The organism is Sphingomonas leidyi (assembly GCF_011761945.1).
GTDB lineage: Bacteria > Pseudomonadota > Alphaproteobacteria > Sphingomonadales > Sphingomonadaceae > Sphingomonas > Sphingomonas leidyi.
The window spans coordinates 37027-53197 of the sequence record NZ_JAASQV010000001.1 but is presented as its reverse complement, the minus strand read 5'-3'; the positions used below and the strand labels follow the sequence as shown (position 1 = coordinate 53197).

Genomic DNA, 16171 nt, shown 5'->3' with positions numbered 1-16171 from the left:
GGGTGCGGATTTTGGGATGAGGAGGCCGGGTCATGGGCAGGAGTGGCGGATGTCGGGTGCGTGGAAAGGCGGGCGGGCGCGAGCCGCGCGCGTCACTCTATGACGAGGTGACGGGGCGGATCGTCGCCGAGCTGGAGGCCGGACGCTTCCCATGGGTGCAGCCTTGGGAAGCCGCCGCCGCGGTGCCGGGACTGCCGCGCAATGCTGGATCGGGCCGCGCCTATTCGGGGATCAACGTGCTGATCCTTTGGGGTGAGGTCATCATGCGCGGCTATGCCTCGCAGGGCTGGCTCACCTTCCGGCAGGCGCTGGAAGCGGGCGGATGCGTCCGCAAGGGCGAGCATGGCGTCGGCGTGGTCTATGCCGATCGGTTCGTCCCCAGGGAGGCGGACAAAGGGACGCTCCGGGGGAGCGCCACCCCGCCGAACGGGGATGAACCGCCCGAGAGAGCCATCCATTTCCTCAAGCGCTTCACCGTGTTCAACGTCGCGCAGTGCGACGGCCTGCCCGAGCGGATGCTTAGCCGCGCCGCGCCGCTGCCGCCGCGCGAGATCGTGCCCGTCGCCGAGGCGCTGATCGCGGCGACGGGCGCGGACTTTCGGATCGGCGGAGCCGAGGCCTATTATGCGCCGGGCGAGGACTATGTCCGCGTGCCGCCGCAGCCCGCGTTCCGGCACCAGATCGATTATTACCGCACCGCGCTCCACGAGCTTGGCCACTGGACCGGACACGCCTCGCGATTGGGCCGCGACCTGTCCAACCCGTTCGGCAGCGCGGGCTATGCGCGCGAGGAACTGGTTGCCGAACTGGCCTCGGCCTTCCTCTGCGCCGCGCTCGGGATTCAGCCGACCGCCCGCCATGCCGACTATCTGGGATCGTGGCTGGCGGTGCTGCGCGCCGACAATCGCGCGATCTTCCGCGCCGCGAGCCTTGCCAGCAAGGCCGCCGACTATCTGCTCGCCTTTCAGTCCGAGGCTCCGGCGATGGAGGTGGCGGCATGATGCTCCTCACCCCCGAGCTTCGCGCCGCGCTCCACGCGCAGTGTGACAGCGAGGCCACGGACAAGCGCCCGCTGGTGAAGCTGTTCAATCCGCTCTCCGCCGCGACATGGCTGGCGAGCGAGCTGGCCGAGGACGGCGACACGCTGTTCGGGCTCGCCGATCTCGGCTTCGGCTGTCCGGAACTCGGCACTTTCTCGCTTCGGGAAATCGAGTCGCTGCGCCTTCCCTTCGGGCTGCGCATCGAGCGCGACCTGCTTTTCGCGACCGATCTGCCCCTGTCGGTCTGGGCGGATCGGGCGCGCAAGGCGAGGTCGATCCTCCAGGCCGAGACGCTGTTGCGCCGGGCGCGGGACACCGCAACCAGAATTGCCGACCGGTTTCCGCCGTCCGGGTGACGGCGGGAAAGGCGCGCGGCGCGCCTTTCGCCGCAATCCCGAAAGCCGGTCCCGCCCCACTTCTCAAGATGAAACGGGCCCGGCGCTCACAAGGAGCAGAGACATGAAACTCCAATTCATCGAACTCGACAAGCTCTATGTCGACAAGGCGAACATGCGCTTCGCCAAACGCCCGCCGGACGTCTCCGACATCCTGCCGAGCGTGCGCAAGCGCGGCATCCTCCAGACCCTGATCGTGCGGCCGGGCGACGAGGACCGCTTCGGCATTCTCGCCGGTTCCCGCCGCTTTCGCGCCGGGCAACTGATCGCGGAGGAGCGCGCCGGGACCGGCGAGGCCGGGGCCGAGCCGTTTCAGTTTCCCTGCGCGATCCTCGAGGCGGGCGACGATGCCACCGCCGTCGAGGCGTCGCTGATCGAGAATATGGCGCGGCTCGACCCCGACGAGGTGACGCGCTGGGAAACCTTCGTGCGGCTCGTCAAGGAAGGCCAGTCGCCGGAGGAGATCGCCGACACCTTCGCGCTGCCGGTGCTCGCGGTGCGGCGCACGCTTGCGCTCGGCAACCTGCTGCCGCGCATCCGCGACCTGTATCGCCGCGACAAGATCGATGCTGCGACGGTCCGCCAACTGACCCTTGCCAGCAAGGCGCGGCAGAAGGACTGGCTGGGGCTGTGGGACGCGCCCGACACGCATTGCCCCACGGGCTGGCAATTGCGCGGCTGGCTGTTCGGCGGGCAGGCGATCTGCGCGCGCTATGCGCTGTTCGATGTGGATAAGAGCGGCGTGGCGCTGGTCGCCGACCTGTTCAACGAGGAACGCTATGTCGCCGATGCCGATGCGTTCTGGACCGCGCAGCGTGCGGCGATCGAAGCGCGGCGCGCCGCCTATCTCGAAGCGGGCTGGACCGGCGTCGAGGTGAGCCCAGCCAGCGAGCATTTCCAGCATTGGGAATATGAGAAGGCGCCCAAGCGCAAGGGCGGACGCGTCTATATCGACGTGCGCGCCAGCGGCGAGGTCGTGTTCCACGAGGGCTATCTCAGCCGCAAGGAAGCGAGGCGCATCGCGCGTGGCGAGGAACCGGCAAGCGAACAGCCCAAGGCCGTGCGGCCTGAAATCACCGGCCCAATGCAGACCTATATCGACCTGCATCGCCACGCCGCAGTTCGCGCCGCCTTGCTGTCGCGCCCCAAGGTCGCGCTGCGGTTGATGGTCGCCCATGCCATCGCCGGCTCGCATCTCTGGCGGGTGGAGGCCGAGCCCCAACAGGCGCGCAGCGACGCGATTGCCGAGTCGGTTGAGACCTGTCGCGGCGAGACGGTCTTCGACGCGAAACGCCGTGCGGTGCTTGGCACGCTTGGCTTCGATCCCGAGACGCCGAGTGTGTGCGGCGGCCGCGTCGAGGGCCCGGACGGGGATCGGCTGACCGCGATCTTTTTCCGCCTGCTCGACCTGAGCGATGCGAAAGTCATGGACGTGATCGCGGTGCTGATCGGCGAAACGCTGGCGGCCGGGAGCCCGGCGGTCGAGGCGGTCGGGCTGGAGCTGGGGCTCGACATGGCGCGCTGGTGGCAGGCCGACGAGGCGCTGTTCGAACTCATCCGCGACAAGGAAGTCCTGCAGCTGATCGTCGCCGAGGTGGCAGGCAATACGGTCGCCAACGCCAATGCCGGCGAGAAGGGTGCGACGCTCAGGAAGATCGTCGCCGACCATCTTGCCGGGGCGGGTGGCCGGATTAAAGTCGAAAACTGGGTACCGCGCTGGATGACCTTCGCGCCCGCCGCCTACACGACCCGCGGCGGCGTCGGCACCGTGCGTGCCCATGCCAAAGCCGAGGCTGCGCGGCCAGTGCCAGAGCAAAATCCCGCTCCCGAAGTCACCTCCGAACCGCAGGCGCTCGCCGCCTGACATGTGTCCGGGGCGGCGCTGCCGCCCCGGACTTCCTCATCTTCTGCACCAATTTGGCTTGGGCTTGCCGCGCGGCCACCAGTTCGCGGCGCCCTGCTGGACAAGCGTCGTCGCGACGTCGCGCCCGTCCAGCCGGACGCGCGCGACGGTCCGGTTGTAGCTGCGTCCGACGCGCTCGATTTCCACCGTTCGCCCCTTGAGCAGTGCGATCGCCGCCCCCGTCGCGTCCTTGCCGCGCGCGAGTTCGGCGCGGCATTTGGCGTTGCCCGGTTGCGTCTCGGGCGCATCGATCCCGGCGATGCGGATGCGCTCGCCGCTATCCAGCCGGAAGGTGTCGCCATCGGTGACCCACGCAACCACACCCGATTGCGGCGCTTGCGCGGCGCCGGCGAGAATCAGCAGCAGCGGGGCCAGCAGCTCAGTGCGCGGCACGCCGGATCACCTTTTTGGTCCCACCGCAGAGCGAGCAGGCATCGACCCCGCGCTCGAATCCGCCCTGGCCGGCGAGCTCGCGTGTTTTGTGGTTGGCGTGTTGCCGGACGCTGAGGCCCAGCCGCTCGGTGATGCAGTCGTCGCACACCGGCTCGGGCGACAGCCGCTCGATCAGTGCCCGCACTCGGTCCAATACCGTCATGTCATTCCCCCTGAGGCGGCTCTTGTAGCGCGCCCGTTCGCGTAAGGCAGCACGGGTGCGGCGAGCCGGGAATGTCGTAGTGAGCCGTGCCGATAGGCGAATCCCGGCATCTCCTCGTCTTCGAGCAGCCGCTTGCGGCCTCTTTCAGGATGGCCGTCTGGCACCGCGCGGCCTGAGGCCAGCAACGGCGTCGCCGGCTTTCTTCCCCGGCCTGGGCGCTACGCACCCCGCGCCTTCCTCGCGAGGCAAGAAAGCCGGCTTTGGCCGCCCTTCGCTTCGCTGCGGCCCGGCCCTGCGGGCTCGGGTGCATGCCGGCCGCTGGCGGTGCCGGATCGACGCCATCGAGGCCGCACTGGCGCGGCTTCGAGACACAAGGAGACGTATCATGGCCACCATCGGCAGCTTCACCCGCGATGACAACGGCGTGTTCACCGGCACCATCCGGACCCTGACGCTCAATGCAAAGGCGAGCATCAAGCCCTCGAGCAAGGATCACGACAAGGCGCCCGATTACCGCGTCACCACCTCGGCGGGCGTCGAGTTCGGCGCCGGCTGGACGAAGACCTCGCGCGAGGACCGGCCCTATGTCTCGGTCAAGCTCGACGATCCCTCGCTGCCCGCGCCTATCTACGCGACCCTGGTCGAGGGCGAGGGCGGCACGCACAACCTGATCTGGTCGCGCTGAGCGGCAAGCGCCCCGCGCCTCACCGGCGTGGGGCGCACCCGGGGGTGTCGAAATCGACTATCCCGGTTTTCGACACTCCCCGGCCAGTGCCCCGCCGGTCATTTCCGGTGCCGACACGAGGCAGGAGATGCGAGGCTGTGGACAGCGACGATATCGACCGGGCAAGCAGCGCCAGGCGCGGCTCGCCCTTCCTCAATACCGAGCAGGCGGCGGCATGGCTGGGCCTCTCCGCTCGGACCCTGAAGCGGTTGCGCGTCGCCCGGCAGGGCCCGGTGTTCCGCCGACATTGCCGCTTCGTCCAATATCATGTCGATGACCTCGCGGCGTGGAGCCGCGAGCAGAGCGCGCGCGGAATCCGGTCGTGAGGCGCCCCCGCCCGCGCGCCGACACGCCGCTTCTCGCCTGGGGCGAGGCGCGCCACGCGCGCCATCAGCGCCGGCTGCACCGTCTGCGCCTTGCAATCCTGGGCGGCGCCGGACTGGTGCTGTTGGTGGTGCCGCCCGTTTATTCACCCGCGCCCCGGTTGGTGTGGAACGCGTCGGCCAGCGCGCCGATCGGCCTCTATTGGGTATGGCCGGGCGATGCGCCCGCACGCGGTGAGATGGCCGTCGCCTGGGCGCCACCGCGCTGGCGCAGGCTTGCCGCCGAGCGCCACTATCTCCCCGCCAACGTGCCGCTGGTAAAGCGCGTCGCCGCCGTGCCGGGCGATAGGGTCTGCGGCGCGGGAGCGTGGGTCTCGGTGGACGGCGTGGCCGTCGCGAGCCGTCTCGCGCGTGATCCCAGCGGGCGCGCCTTGCCATGGTGGCAGGGCTGCCACCGTCTCGCGCAAGGAGAATATCTACTGCTGATGGACGCTTTGGACTCGTTCGACGGGCGCTATTTCGGCATCAGCTCGGGCCATGATCTCGTCGGGCGGGCGAGGCTGATATGGCGGCGCTGAGCCTGATCGCACTAGCTCTGACAACGGCACCCCCCGCCGACGGCGTGGGGCGCTGGTCCGCCGAGATCGACGCCGCCGCGGCCCGCTGCGGCGTACCGGCCGAATGGATCGCGCGCGTGATGCGGGCGGAAAGCGGTGGACGGACCCTGCTCGCGGGGCGCCCGATCCGCAGCCGAAAAGGGGCGATCGGGCTGATGCAGCTGATGCCGGGGACCTGGGCCGAGCTTCGCCGCGACCTCGGCCTCGACGACGATCCCGACCTGCCGGCCGACAATATCGTCGCCGGCGCCTGCTATCTGCGGCGCATGTACGATCGCTTCGGCTATCCCGGGCTGTTCGGCGCGTACAATGCGGGACCCGCGCGCTATGCGGCCTGGCTCGCGGGCGAGACGAGCCTGCCGGGCGAGACCGCGGCCTATCTGCGCGCGGTCGGCGCGCTGGCGCCCGCCGCGCCGGTAGCGCCAACCGCACCGCGCGATCCGCTTTTCGTCGTACGGCGCGACACGCCCGCCGCCGCTCCGGAGGCGCGACCGCCGGCGACCGCGACAAGCCTTTTTGTGCTCCGTCGGCCGGTTCCGTGACATGGCGAGGGAGGAAGGGCTCGTCGTGAAATCCCAGCATGACGGACGGCAAAGCGGCCCTCAAGGCCCATGGGCCCCCCCGATTTGCTGCGCAAATCGGCCCCCCCCATGTCCGCTTCGCGGCGCCTCCGCTTGCGCTGCGGCGGCCCTGACCGCCGCTCCGCCGACCGTCCCCAGGAGGGCGTCCTCGATGTTGAGGACCGCAAGCGGAGACAGGTCATGGCACAGGTTCCAACCCTCTCGGACGCGGCAAATCGCGTGATGGCATCCCTCATCTCGGGGCTCGAGATCGAGTTCGGAAGGCAGGCGGGCGCGGCACTGGCGGCGCGCTTTCTGGAGGCAGAGGAAGTCGATTTCCACTGGGATGCGCGGCTTCAGGAGCGCTGGCTCGGCAGCTATCCTGGGGGCGACGAAGCCGATTTCGAGCTCGATCGGGTGCGGGTTCTCGGTCGGATCAACGGGCGCTGGTTCGTCGCGGTGATGATCGTCGATGGCGATGGTCGGGCGCACGGCATGCTCGGCAAGCGCAGCTTCGGGAGCGCGAAACGAGCTCGCGCGGCGTTCGCGGATGCGTGAAGGTCGCGCCTGTCGAAGCCGGGATGCGCTGTCGGATCGGCAGCGTGTCCCGGCTTTCTTTTTGCTCCGGGACAGAAGCCAGAAGGGGGATAAGGGAAAACAAGATAAAGGCAGTGTCTCGCGACCCTGCATAAATATCTGTCTGCACATCCTTTTTCGGCGAGACTCCTGGTCGGGCGCGCGAGACAGGCTGCGCGGGAATGGCGGAAATCCGTGCTTTCCTGCGCTTTTCCGCGAGATTCCGTGAGGCCGGCGGTGAGCGAGGACGAGTTCACGCCGAAGCTTGGCAAGCCCGGCGCCAGGGACGGCAAGCGCCTCGCCAGCTACGGCGGCCGCGTGCTTGCCGCGGCGCGCTTGGCGGGCAACAAGACAGGGGTGCGGGCGCGGCGGTTCGATGGCAGCCGGATCGGCCGCGGCGCGAGCATCGGCCGGCTGCTGTCGAGCCGCGACCGGTTCGCCGACACGCGGGCGCGGCGCGCGATGGTCAAGGTGCGGCTGGTGCGGATGGCCGGCAGCGGCTTCGCGGCGGCACGCGCCCACCTGCGCTACATCCAGCGCGACGGGGTGACGCGCGACGGCAATCCCGGCGAGCTCTACGGGCGCGACGTCGACACCGCCGACGGCAAGGCGTTCCTCGATCGCTGTGCCGGCGACCGCCACCAGTTCCGCTTCATCGTCTCGGCCGAGGACGGCGCCGAATATCCCGACCTCAAGCCCTATGTCCGCCGGCTGATGGCGCAGGCCGAGCACGACTTGGGCACCCGGCTCGACTGGGTCGCGGTCGATCATTTCAACACCGACCAGCCGCACACCCACATCATGCTGCGCGGCGTCGACGACCAGGGGCAGAACCTCGTCATCGCCCGCGAATATATCGCGCATGGCCTGCGCGAACGCGCCGCCGAGCTCGCCACGCTCGATCTTGGGCCCCGCACCGATCGCGAGATCCAGGATCGGCTGCGCCGCGATGTCGACCAGGAGCGGCTGACCGCGATCGATCGCCGGCTGCTTCGCAGGATGGACGCCGACCGGATCGCCGGCCCGGCGCACAACGATCCGTTCCAGCAGGCCGTCGCCACGGGGCGTCTGCGCAAGCTTTCCGCGATGGGCCTGGCCGAGGACCTGGGGCAAGGGCGCTGGCGGCTCGCCGACGGTCTGGAAGAGACGCTCCGCCGCATGGGCGAGCGCGGCGACATCATCCGGCTGATGCAGCGCGAGCTGACCGCATGCCGGCTCGAGCGGGCACAGGCCGACCGCGTCATCGAAGGCGACCTGCACGAGCCTGTGATCGGGCGCGTCATCAAGCGTGGCTTCTCCGACGAGCACCGCGACCGCCACTATCTGATCGTCGACGGAGTCGACGGCCGGGTGCATTATCTCGACGTCGGCGGCGCCGCCGCTGCCGAGCCCACGCCCGAGGGCGCCATTGTCCGCGTGTCGCCGCGAACGGCAGCGGTCCACGAGGTCGATCGCACCATCGCCGCGGTGGCCGCATCGCATGGCGGACGATATTCGGTGGAGCTTCATCTCGAGCACGACCCGAAAGCCAGCCGGGCGTTTGCCGAGGCGCATGTTCGCCGCCTCGAAGCCATGCGGCGTACCGGCGGGGTCGAGCGGCTGACGGATGGCAGCTGGGCCATTCCGGACGACCATCTCGCGCGGGCGGCCGCCTATGAGGCGCGCCAGCTTCGCGACCGGCCCGTCGCGATCGAGACGCTGTCCGCGGTGCCGCTCGACCAGCTGCCCGTCGCCGAGGCCGCCACCTGGCTTGACCGGGCGCTCGCCGGCGACGAGCCGATGGTTGCGCGCGACGCCGGGTTCGGGCGTGAGGTCCGGGGCGCGCTCGCCGCGCGGCGGCAGTGGCTGGTTGAGCAGGGGCTCGCCGAGGTCGACACCGACGGCGCGATCAGGTTGAAACGGGGAATGCTCACGATACTCCGGCGGCGCGAGCTGCTCCGCGTCGCGAGCGGATTGCGCGAGGAGCTCGGCAAGGCGTTCGTCGAGCCCGGCCAGGGTACGAGGATCGAGGGGCGGTTGACCCGGAAGGTCGAGCTTGCGGGCGGGCGCTACGGCCTGATCGAGCGCAGTCGCGAGTTCAGCCTGGTGCCGTGGCGGCCGGTCCTGGAACGGCAATTGGGCAAGCCGGTGGCGGGCGTGATGCGGCCCGACGGGATCAGCTGGCAGATCGGGCGCGCTCGTGCCGGCCCCCAGATATCGTGAGCCGCCGGACTGCGTTCGGCCGCTTGCATCGGACAAACGATCAGTACCCGAGGCCCGGCGCACGAACCTCAGGAAGCCGTCGGCAGCCTGGTGCCGGCGATCCGCTCGACCACGCGTCGCACCACGTCCGAAGGCACGGCGAGGCCGATGCCGACATTGCCGCCGCCCGGCGCGATGATCGCGCTGTTCACGCCGATCGCCTCGCCGCGCATGTTGATCAGCGGCCCGCCCGAGTTGCCGGGGTTGATCGGCGCGTCCGTCTGGACGTAGCGCGGGCCGCCGTCGGAGGGACCGCGCAGCGCGCTGACGATGCCGGCGGTGACGGTCTGGCCCACTTCGAACGGATTGCCGATCGCGACGACATAGTCGCCGACGCGGGCCTTCGCGGAATCGCCGAGCGGCAGCGCCTTCAGGCCCCGCGCCGGGATGCGGAGCACGGCGATGTCGGTGCGCGGATCGCTGCCGAGCAGCTCGGCCTCGACCTGGCGCTCGCCGATGCCGACCGCGATCGCGCGTGCGTCGGCGACGACATGATGGTTGGTGACGACCAGTCCCCGGGCGGCGTCGACGACGAAGCCGGAACCCGCCGAGATGCGCGGCGCGAGCGCCTCGTCGGGCACGCCCAGGAAGTAGCGGTAATAGGGATCGCGCAGCAGCGGGTTCTGCGCATAGGGCGAGGGCTGGAGCACGGCGATGTTGACCACCGCCGGCGCGACCCGCTCGACTAGCGGGGCGAGGGTAAGCCGGTTGAGCGGTACCGCGTCGGCCGCAACCGGCTGAGCGCTCTCGGCGCGCGCCGGCTCGACGCTCGACAGCCAGTTCGCAGTCGCGCCGCCCGCGACGCCGCCGGCGAGCGTGAGGGCGATGGCCAATGCCGGGCGCAGCAACGGTTTCACAGAGGGCATCGACACGGTTCCTCCGATGCGGACCGCCAGCGGCAGCTTCGGCCGCTGGCGACCCATTTGTTCGCAAGTGATCAAGGGCGCGCCCCGTCAGGTGGCGCGCCCAGCGGTGGCTAGTGGCGCGTGCCGCGGGTCCCGATCGGGATCTTGCGGCCGCGGCTCGCTTCCTGCGACTTCGGCATGCGGACGGTCAGCACGCCGTCGCGGAAGTCGGCTTCGCACTTCGACTCGTCGGCGCCGTCGGGGAGCGCGATCGAGCGTTCGAAGCGGCCGTAATAGCGCTCCGACCAGCCGCGGTCCTTGTCCTGGTGCTCGCTCTTCTTCTCGCCGCGCAGCGTCAGCACGCCGTCATGGACCGTCAGCTCGACGTCCTTCTCGTTGAGGCCGGGCAGCTCGGCGGTGATGGTCACCTGGTCATCGGCTTCCTTCACCTCCAAGCTCGGCCAACCGAGACTGGCGTTGCCGAACGCGCCGCCGCTGAACAGGGGCGCGCGAAAGAAGTCGTCGAACAGCCGGTCCATCTCGCGGCGGAACTGTACGAAGGGGCTGCGCTCCTCGTTCTGGAAGAGCGCGGGCGCCGTGTTCTCCTGCCGGCGCCACGGGATCAGATCACGCATTGCCATGATTCACCTCCTTGGTTGCTGGCAAAGCGGGCCCGCCGCCCTGAGCGGCGCGGCGGACCCGGTGGACATCAGGCAGCCTCGAGCTGCTTGCTGCCTTCCTTGTCGGAGGCATCCTCGATGCGGCGGGCATTGTCGCCGCCCGAGCCGATCGCGATCTTGCGAGGCTTCATCGCCTCGGGAATCTCGCGCACCAGCTCGATCGAGAGCATGCCGTCGGCAAGCTCGGCGTTCTTCACCTGGACATAATCCGCCAGGCCGAAGCGGCGCTCGAAGTCGCGCGCGGCGATGCCGCGATGGATGTAGCGGCCTTCGTCGCTGTCCTGCTTGCGGCCGCTAACGACGAGCATGTTCTGCTGCGCGGTCACGTCGATCTCGTCGGGACGGAAGCCGGCCACCGCCATGTTGATGCGGTAGCGATCCTCACCGTCGCGGACGAGGTCGAACGGCGGATAGCCGTCGGTGATCTGGGTGGTGAGACCGTTCTCGAGCAGATCGAACAGCCGGTCGAAGCCGACGGTCGAGCGCCGGAACGGCGTGAAGTCGTAGTTGGTCCTCATATCCAAGTCCTCCTATGAGCAACGAGTCTATGAAGATGCGTCCGAGAGAGCGGACGCTCTCCATGCCGGATCCATGCCGGCATCCGGCGATAGCCTATCTGGTTCACGGCTTCGGGTTTTCAAGGGCCGTCGGTCGATGAGAAAACACGGCCGAGGAACGCCATGACCCTGCACCGTCCGACCGCCCGTTTTCTCCGGGATCACGCTCAGTCCCTCGGCACGCGACCCCGATGCGACGCGACGTCCAGCGCGGCCAGCACGCGGTCCAGCATTGCCGCGTTGCTCGCTGCCTTCGGCAGCTCCCGACGCGCGAAGCGCTGGAGCCGTTCGACGTCGCGCTGCGGGATCGCCAGCTCGACGGGAAGGCGGGGAAGCAGGTCGGGAGCCGTACCCTGGGCCACCTTTCCGGCGGCGAGGAAGTGGTCGAGCAGGCGCTTGCGGTCGGCGAAGGTCCAGCCGAGCGCCTCAAGCTCGGCGGGGCGCACCGAGAGCAGCGCAAGCGCGAACTCCATGATATCGTCGAACGGCAGGACGAGGCGCACCGTCCTGCCGCCGCGCTCGCGCCAGCGCCGGATCGGACCGCGGCTCACCGGATCGACAGGACGCCGTCGACCGCCCGCCACTCCGCCGGCCGGATCAATCGCTCGTGCGCGATCCGGACCGAATGCAGCGCAGCCTCGATCTCGCGGCGCCAATGGTCGAGGAAGCCGAGCAGCACCGGAAAGTCCGGCGCGAGGTCATATTCCTGCCAGACGAACAGCTGGAGCAGCGACGGCGCATCGGGCCGATAATAGTGGATCTCGGCGAAGGTCAGCCCATAACCGTCCAGCTGCGCGAGCAGGGCGCGGTCGGTCATTGCCGCGTCGCCGCGTTCGTTCCCTGCGCCTCGTCGAGGGAGCGCAGGGCGGCTAGGACATGATCGACCGGCACGGCGCGACGCGCGCCCGGCGGCTTGCGCAAAGCCGGCTTGCCTGCGACTGCCGAGCGGTCGGATGCCCAGCGGGCGAGAATGGCGCGCTTGACCTCGGGCTCGAGGCTGGGATGGCGCGCGATGTCGAACGGATGGAGAAAGCGGGAGACTGGCTGCGACACGGCTGTCCTCCTTTCCTGGATGTCGCTCCTCTCGTGGGGCCGACTGGCCCTGCACAAGATTTGGTCGGAGGAGCCGCGTGGTCAAGGCCGCTGCACCTCCTTCCCAAACCCCGGATCAGGGGCCTTTGGCACTTTGTGCCAACGAGCGCCAAAAATTCTCGTTCCGGCGCTTGAACCAAAAAGCCGCGCTTCCCAATTTGCCGACGCCTGTCGCTCAGCAGAGGGCAGGGACATCACAGCTATGTTTTGCAACCGGAGGTTATGCATGCATTTCCGCCCCTTGCACGACCGTGTGGTCGTCCGCCGCATCGAAGCCGAGGAGAAGACCTCGGGCGGCATCATCATCCCCGACACCGCCAAGGAAAAGCCGCAGGAAGGCGAAGTCGTTGCCGTCGGCCCGGGCGCCCGTGACGACAGCGGCAAGCTGGTCGAGCTGACCGTCAAGGCCGGCGACCGCGTGCTGTTCGGCAAATGGTCGGGAACCGAGGTCAGGATCGACGGCGAGGAACTGCTCATCATGAAGGAGAGCGACATCCTCGGCGTGATCGAGCAGGCCGTGCCGCTGAAGCAGGCGGCCTGAGCCCTCCACCCATAATTCAGGAAGGAAATGAAAGGAGTTAAGCCACGATGGCTGCCAAGGAAGTGAAATTTGCGTCGGACGCGCGTGACCGGATGCTGCGCGGCGTGGATACGCTTGCGAACGCAGTGAAGGTGACGCTGGGCCCCAAGGGCCGCAATGTCGTCATCGAGAAGAGCTTCGGCGCGCCGCGCATCACCAAGGACGGCGTGACGGTCGCCAAGGAGATCGAGCTCGCCGACAAGTTCGAGAACATGGGCGCGCAGATGCTGCGCGAGGTCGCCAACAAGCAGAACGACAAGGCCGGCGACGGCACCACCACCGCCACCGTCCTCGCCCAGTCGATCGTCCGCGAAGGCTCCAAGGCCGTCGCCGCGGGCATGAACCCGATGGACGTCAAGCGCGGCATCGACCTGGCGGTGAACGCGGTGGTCAAGGACCTCGAGGCGCATGCCAAGAAGGTCAGCGCCAACAGCGAGATCGCGCAGGTGGCGACCATCTCCGCCAATGGCGACGCCGAGATCGGCCGCATCTTGGCGGAGGCGATGGACAAGGTCGGCAACGAGGGCGTGATCACTGTCGAGGAGGCCAAGAGCCTCGAGACCGAGCTCGAGACGGTCGAGGGTATGCAGTTCGACCGGGGCTATCTCTCGCCCTACTTCATCACCAACACCGAGAAGCTCCGCGTCGAGCTGGATGATCCCTACATCCTCATCCACGAGAAGAAGCTCTCGAACCTGCAGGCGCTTGTTCCCCTGCTCGAAAAGGTCGTGCAGTCGGGCCGTCCGTTGCTCATCATCGCCGAGGACGTCGAGGGCGAGGCGCTGGCGACGCTGGTGGTCAACAAGCTGCGCGGCGGCCTCAAGGTCGCGGCGGTCAAGGCGCCTGGCTTCGGCGATCGCCGCAAGGCGATGCTCGAGGACATCGCCATCCTCACCGGCGGGAATGTCGTGAGCGAGGAGCTTGGCACCAAGCTCGAGAACGTCACCGTCGGCATGCTCGGTCGCGCCAAGAAGGTGGTGATCGACAAGGACAACACGACGGTCATCGACGGCGTCGGCGCCAAGGCCGACATCGACGGCCGCGTCGCGCAGATCCGCCAGCAGATCGAGACGACGACCAGCGACTATGACCGCGAGAAGCTCCAGGAGCGGCTCGCCAAGCTAGCGGGCGGCGTCGCGGTGATCCGCGTCGGCGGCTCGACCGAAGTCGAGGTCAAGGAAAAGAAGGATCGCGTCGACGACGCGCTCCACGCTACGCGCGCCGCAGTGGAGGAAGGCATCCTGCCGGGCGGCGGCATTGCGCTACTGCGCGCGCTGAAGGCGCTCGACGGGCTGAGGGCGGCGAATGACGACCAGCAGTCGGGCATCGACATCGTCCGCCGCGCGCTGCGCGCGCCGGCGCGCCAGATCGCCGAGAATGCCGGCGAGGACGGCGCCTGGATCGTCGGCAAGCTGCTCGAGAACCCGGACTATAACTGGGGCTTCAATGCAGCGACCGGCGAATATGAGGACCTCGTCAAGGCCGGGGTCATCGATCCCGCCAAGGTGGTGCGCACTGCATTGCAGGACGCGGCCTCGGTCGCTTCGCTGCTGATCACCACCGAGGCGCTCGTTGCCGAGCTTCCCAAGGAGGAGAAGCCCGCGCCGATGCCGGCGATGGATTACTGATCAAAAGGACGGGCTCGCCATCTGGCGAGCCCGTTCCATCTCATCCTTCACGCAAATCCCAGGCGGCCCAGGTTCAGCACAGTTGTCCGGCGCTCGCGCGGTGGAAATGTCCACGGCAGGCGGCTGCCGACATTCAGAGCAGTAAGACGGTCTTCGCTCGGGTGTGGCCGGATCGCTGACGCGCCCAAGCATCAGGGAAGCCCGCGAGCGGCACTTTACAATCGATCACCACGCGAACTCCGTTGTTCACGACGGCGTTGACCAATTGCGCAAGCCGATCTCCGGACAGGTCTAGCGCGAACATGGACGCAGACACGCCCTTTGCCTTGGCTTTCTCCGCATCAGGCGGTGAGACCGTCGAAACCAGCCGGCCGCCCGGCCGCAGCAAGCCAAAGGAGCGTGCCTGGGTGTCACCGCCAATCAAGTCGAGGACGACGTCGACCGGTTCGCCCAGGGCGGCGAAATCCTCTGAACGATAGTCGATGACGCGATCGGCGCCCAGTTCGCGCGCAAATGCCACCCCGTCGCCAGACGCCGTCGCGAGAACGCGAGCGCCAGCGGCTTTTGCGAACTGGACCCCGAAGGTCCCGACTCCGCCCGCGCCTGCGTGGATCAGCACGGTCTCGCCTGTTTTCAGCTTGGCTGATTCCAGAAGAGCGAACCACGCGGTCCCGCCCGCGGTCGGGATGCAGGCTCCCTCATCCGGAGTGAGCGGCGTCGGTAATGGGACGCACGCCGAGGCGGGCACGCTGGCATACTCGGCAAATCCGCCGCCACGTACCGGATCCGGACGAGCGATAATCGCGTCGCCCTCACGGAACGCCGTCACGCGATTTCCGATGCGTTTCACCACGCCGGCAAAGTCGGTTCCTAGCGTGAAGGGAAATGCCAGTGGAAACCAGTCGGCCAAGTAGCCGGCCTGCAACTGGACATCGAGCGGATTGAGCGCCGCCGCCTGGACCTGCATCAACACCTCGCCTTCGCCGGGTTCAGGCATAGCGATGTCCTGGACGGCGGGCTCGTCGCCATAGCTTTGGATGCGGACGGCCTTCATTGATGGCTCCCAACTCTGGCTCGCGTGAATGCGAGCCATCCTGTATGTCGTACGATAACTCTTACTCGATTACTCTCGCGAGAGCAATATGTCATCCATCCGCCTGTTTATCCTGTCCTCCTTTGCTGAGCTTGGCCCGATGCATGGCCACCGGCTGCGGTTGGAGGCTGAGCGCAAGCATATGCCGCTGTGGACCGATATTCCCGTTGGCGCGGTCTATGGTGCGATGAAGCGGCTTGCTGCCGAGAATTTGTTGCGCGAAGTCGCACGCGAACAACAAGGCAATCGGCCAACCCGGCAGGTCTACGAGATCACCGACGCCGGGCGCGACGCTTTGGCACAGTTGCGTCGTACGGGTCTGGAAGAGATATGGTTTCGCTACGATCCGTTCGACCTGGCGCTCACTCGGTGCGATCCAGCTACGCTCGATATGCTGCCGCAAACGCTACGGGTGCGATTGGAACGCGTGCAGTCGATGTTGACGGCCAGCAGCAATACCCTTGTCACGGCGACGCCGCATATCAGCCTTGCCGAAGAATGGGCATTGCGCCATTCCGAGCACCGCCTGAAAGCCGAGGTCGAGTTCCTCAGGGCGCTGGTCGATGCCGCTCCCAACATCGTCGCTGACGAACGCCGACCGCGCCCGAAGAAACGCAAGAACGAACCACGAGCTTCGGTAAACCGAAATCCTGCCCAGCCCGACGAGACCGGTTCCTAGGTTGCCAATTCGCGAAGCGATTGGGGCGCCGAGACCGGCCCTT

At 68.1% G+C, this 16171-nt stretch carries 21 protein-coding genes; 12 read left to right on the top strand and 9 right to left on the bottom strand.

What is annotated here, in order from left to right; genetic code table 11:
- Positions 1–32 precede the first annotated feature (32 nt).
- From FHR20_RS00315 to FHR20_RS00305, 3 genes are all read left to right on the top strand, one after another.
- A complete protein-coding gene (locus tag FHR20_RS00315) occupies positions 33–1001 on the top strand; it encodes an ArdC family protein (RefSeq protein WP_167297724.1) in 969 nt (322 codons plus the stop codon).
- Positions 998–1396, top strand: coding sequence for a DUF2958 domain-containing protein (locus FHR20_RS00310; protein WP_167297723.1), 399 nt, complete (start codon positions 998–1000; stop codon positions 1394–1396). The genes FHR20_RS00315 and FHR20_RS00310 overlap by 4 nt, the downstream gene beginning before the upstream one ends.
- Positions 1397–1499: 103 nt before the next feature.
- Positions 1500–3299 (top strand): ParB/RepB/Spo0J family partition protein, encoded by a 1800-nt coding sequence (locus FHR20_RS00305; RefSeq protein ID WP_167297722.1) that lies wholly within the window; start codon positions 1500–1502, stop codon positions 3297–3299.
- Positions 3300–3335: 36 nt separating this feature from the next.
- On the opposite strand, the gene FHR20_RS00300 is transcribed toward FHR20_RS00305, so the two are convergent.
- Together FHR20_RS00300 and FHR20_RS00295 are read right to left on the bottom strand one after the other, a co-directional pair.
- The gene (locus FHR20_RS00300; protein WP_167297721.1) at positions 3336–3731 is read right to left on the bottom strand and encodes a thermonuclease family protein; all 396 of its coding nucleotides are present in this window, start codon (positions 3729–3731) and stop codon (positions 3336–3338) included.
- Entirely contained in the window at positions 3718–3933 is a 216-nt protein-coding gene (locus FHR20_RS00295) for a hypothetical protein (RefSeq protein WP_167297720.1), read from the bottom strand. Before FHR20_RS00295 ends, FHR20_RS00300 begins: the two co-directional genes overlap by 14 nt.
- Positions 3934–4318: 385 nt before the next feature.
- Between FHR20_RS00295 and FHR20_RS00290 the strand changes: the two genes are divergently transcribed.
- The 6 genes from FHR20_RS00290 (at position 4319) to rlxS (ending at position 8935) form a co-directional block, all read left to right on the top strand.
- Positions 4319–4618 carry a DUF736 domain-containing protein gene (locus FHR20_RS00290; protein ID WP_167297719.1) on the top strand — a complete coding sequence of 100 codons (300 nt, stop codon included), beginning with the start codon at positions 4319–4321 and terminating at the stop codon, positions 4616–4618.
- Between the two features lie 137 nt (positions 4619–4755).
- On the top strand, positions 4756–4983 hold the full coding sequence (locus FHR20_RS00285) for a helix-turn-helix domain-containing protein (RefSeq protein WP_167297718.1): 228 nt from the start codon (positions 4756–4758) through the stop codon (positions 4981–4983).
- Positions 4980–5558 carry a S26 family signal peptidase gene (locus FHR20_RS00280; RefSeq protein WP_167297717.1) on the top strand — a complete coding sequence of 193 codons (579 nt, stop codon included), beginning with the start codon at positions 4980–4982 and terminating at the stop codon, positions 5556–5558. The genes FHR20_RS00285 and FHR20_RS00280 overlap by 4 nt, the downstream gene beginning before the upstream one ends.
- Entirely contained in the window at positions 5546–6139 is a 594-nt protein-coding gene (locus tag FHR20_RS00275; protein WP_167297716.1) for a lytic transglycosylase domain-containing protein, read from the top strand. Before FHR20_RS00280 ends, FHR20_RS00275 begins: the two co-directional genes overlap by 13 nt.
- A gap of 261 nt (positions 6140–6400) precedes the next feature.
- Complete coding sequence (locus FHR20_RS00270) at positions 6401–6715, top strand: hypothetical protein (RefSeq protein WP_243857086.1); 315 nt, start codon at positions 6401–6403, stop codon at positions 6713–6715.
- A 255-nt stretch (positions 6716–6970) separates the two neighbouring features.
- Positions 6971–8935 (top strand): relaxase/mobilization nuclease RlxS, encoded by a 1965-nt coding sequence (gene rlxS, locus FHR20_RS00265; RefSeq protein ID WP_167297714.1) that lies wholly within the window; start codon positions 6971–6973, stop codon positions 8933–8935.
- Positions 8936–9003: 68 nt separating this feature from the next.
- Here the strand turns inward: rlxS and FHR20_RS00260 are convergent, their stop codons facing one another.
- The 6 genes from FHR20_RS00260 to FHR20_RS00235 form a co-directional block, all read right to left on the bottom strand.
- A complete protein-coding gene (locus FHR20_RS00260; protein ID WP_167297713.1) occupies positions 9004–9840 on the bottom strand; it encodes a trypsin-like peptidase domain-containing protein in 837 nt (278 codons plus the stop codon).
- Positions 9841–9950: 110 nt separating this feature from the next.
- Complete coding sequence (locus FHR20_RS00255) at positions 9951–10460, bottom strand: Hsp20/alpha crystallin family protein (protein WP_167297712.1); 510 nt, start codon at positions 10458–10460, stop codon at positions 9951–9953.
- Between the two features lie 68 nt (positions 10461–10528).
- Entirely contained in the window at positions 10529–11017 is a 489-nt protein-coding gene (locus tag FHR20_RS00250; protein WP_167297711.1) for an Hsp20 family protein, read from the bottom strand.
- 206 nt (positions 11018–11223) lie between these two features.
- A complete protein-coding gene (locus FHR20_RS00245; protein WP_315590823.1) occupies positions 11224–11607 on the bottom strand; it encodes a hypothetical protein in 384 nt (127 codons plus the stop codon).
- Positions 11604–11873 carry an usg protein gene (locus FHR20_RS00240; RefSeq protein WP_167297710.1) on the bottom strand — a complete coding sequence of 90 codons (270 nt, stop codon included), beginning with the start codon at positions 11871–11873 and terminating at the stop codon, positions 11604–11606. The genes FHR20_RS00245 and FHR20_RS00240 overlap by 4 nt, the downstream gene beginning before the upstream one ends.
- Entirely contained in the window at positions 11870–12109 is a 240-nt protein-coding gene (locus FHR20_RS00235; RefSeq protein ID WP_167297709.1) for a hypothetical protein, read from the bottom strand. Before FHR20_RS00235 ends, FHR20_RS00240 begins: the two co-directional genes overlap by 4 nt.
- 265 nt (positions 12110–12374) lie before the next feature.
- Between FHR20_RS00235 and groES the strand changes: the two genes are divergently transcribed.
- Together groES and groL are read left to right on the top strand one after the other, a co-directional pair.
- Entirely contained in the window at positions 12375–12689 is a 315-nt protein-coding gene (groES, locus tag FHR20_RS00230; RefSeq protein WP_167297708.1) for a co-chaperone GroES, read from the top strand.
- Between the two features lie 47 nt (positions 12690–12736).
- A complete protein-coding gene (groL, locus tag FHR20_RS00225) occupies positions 12737–14356 on the top strand; it encodes a chaperonin GroEL (RefSeq protein ID WP_167297707.1) in 1620 nt (539 codons plus the stop codon).
- Between the two features lie 133 nt (positions 14357–14489).
- On the opposite strand, the gene FHR20_RS00220 is transcribed toward groL, so the two are convergent.
- Positions 14490–15410, bottom strand: coding sequence for an NADP-dependent oxidoreductase (locus FHR20_RS00220; protein ID WP_167297706.1), 921 nt, complete (start codon positions 15408–15410; stop codon positions 14490–14492).
- Positions 15411–15498: 88 nt separating this feature from the next.
- On the opposite strand from FHR20_RS00220, the gene FHR20_RS00215 reads away from it, so the two are divergent.
- Entirely contained in the window at positions 15499–16128 is a 630-nt protein-coding gene (locus tag FHR20_RS00215; RefSeq protein WP_167297705.1) for a PadR family transcriptional regulator, read from the top strand.
- Positions 16129–16171 lie beyond the last annotated feature (43 nt).

Bases quoted from the DNA above. Each gene is read 5' to 3' on its own strand.
- FHR20_RS00315 (WP_167297724.1), top strand. From the start codon at position 33: ATGGGCAGGAGTGGCGGATGTCGGGTGCGTGGAAAGGCGGGCGGGCGC.
- FHR20_RS00310 (WP_167297723.1), top strand. From the start codon at position 998: ATGATGCTCCTCACCCCCGAGCTTCGCGCCGCGCTCCACGCGCAGTGT.
- FHR20_RS00305 (WP_167297722.1), top strand. From the start codon at position 1,500: ATGAAACTCCAATTCATCGAACTCGACAAGCTCTATGTCGACAAGGCG.
- FHR20_RS00295 (WP_167297720.1), bottom strand. From the start codon at position 3,933: ATGACGGTATTGGACCGAGTGCGGGCACTGATCGAGCGGCTGTCGCCC.
- FHR20_RS00290 (WP_167297719.1), top strand. From the start codon at position 4,319: ATGGCCACCATCGGCAGCTTCACCCGCGATGACAACGGCGTGTTCACC.
- FHR20_RS00275 (WP_167297716.1), top strand. From the start codon at position 5,546: ATGGCGGCGCTGAGCCTGATCGCACTAGCTCTGACAACGGCACCCCCC.
- FHR20_RS00270 (WP_243857086.1), top strand. From the start codon at position 6,401: ATGGCATCCCTCATCTCGGGGCTCGAGATCGAGTTCGGAAGGCAGGCG.
- FHR20_RS00260 (WP_167297713.1), bottom strand. From the start codon at position 9,840: ATGCCCTCTGTGAAACCGTTGCTGCGCCCGGCATTGGCCATCGCCCTC.
- FHR20_RS00255 (WP_167297712.1), bottom strand. From the start codon at position 10,460: ATGGCAATGCGTGATCTGATCCCGTGGCGCCGGCAGGAGAACACGGCG.
- FHR20_RS00250 (WP_167297711.1), bottom strand. From the start codon at position 11,017: ATGAGGACCAACTACGACTTCACGCCGTTCCGGCGCTCGACCGTCGGC.
- FHR20_RS00240 (WP_167297710.1), bottom strand. From the start codon at position 11,873: ATGACCGACCGCGCCCTGCTCGCGCAGCTGGACGGTTATGGGCTGACC.
- groES (WP_167297708.1), top strand. From the start codon at position 12,375: ATGCATTTCCGCCCCTTGCACGACCGTGTGGTCGTCCGCCGCATCGAA.
- groL (WP_167297707.1), top strand. From the start codon at position 12,737: ATGGCTGCCAAGGAAGTGAAATTTGCGTCGGACGCGCGTGACCGGATG.
- FHR20_RS00220 (WP_167297706.1), bottom strand. From the start codon at position 15,410: ATGAAGGCCGTCCGCATCCAAAGCTATGGCGACGAGCCCGCCGTCCAG.
- FHR20_RS00215 (WP_167297705.1), top strand. From the start codon at position 15,499: ATGTCATCCATCCGCCTGTTTATCCTGTCCTCCTTTGCTGAGCTTGGC.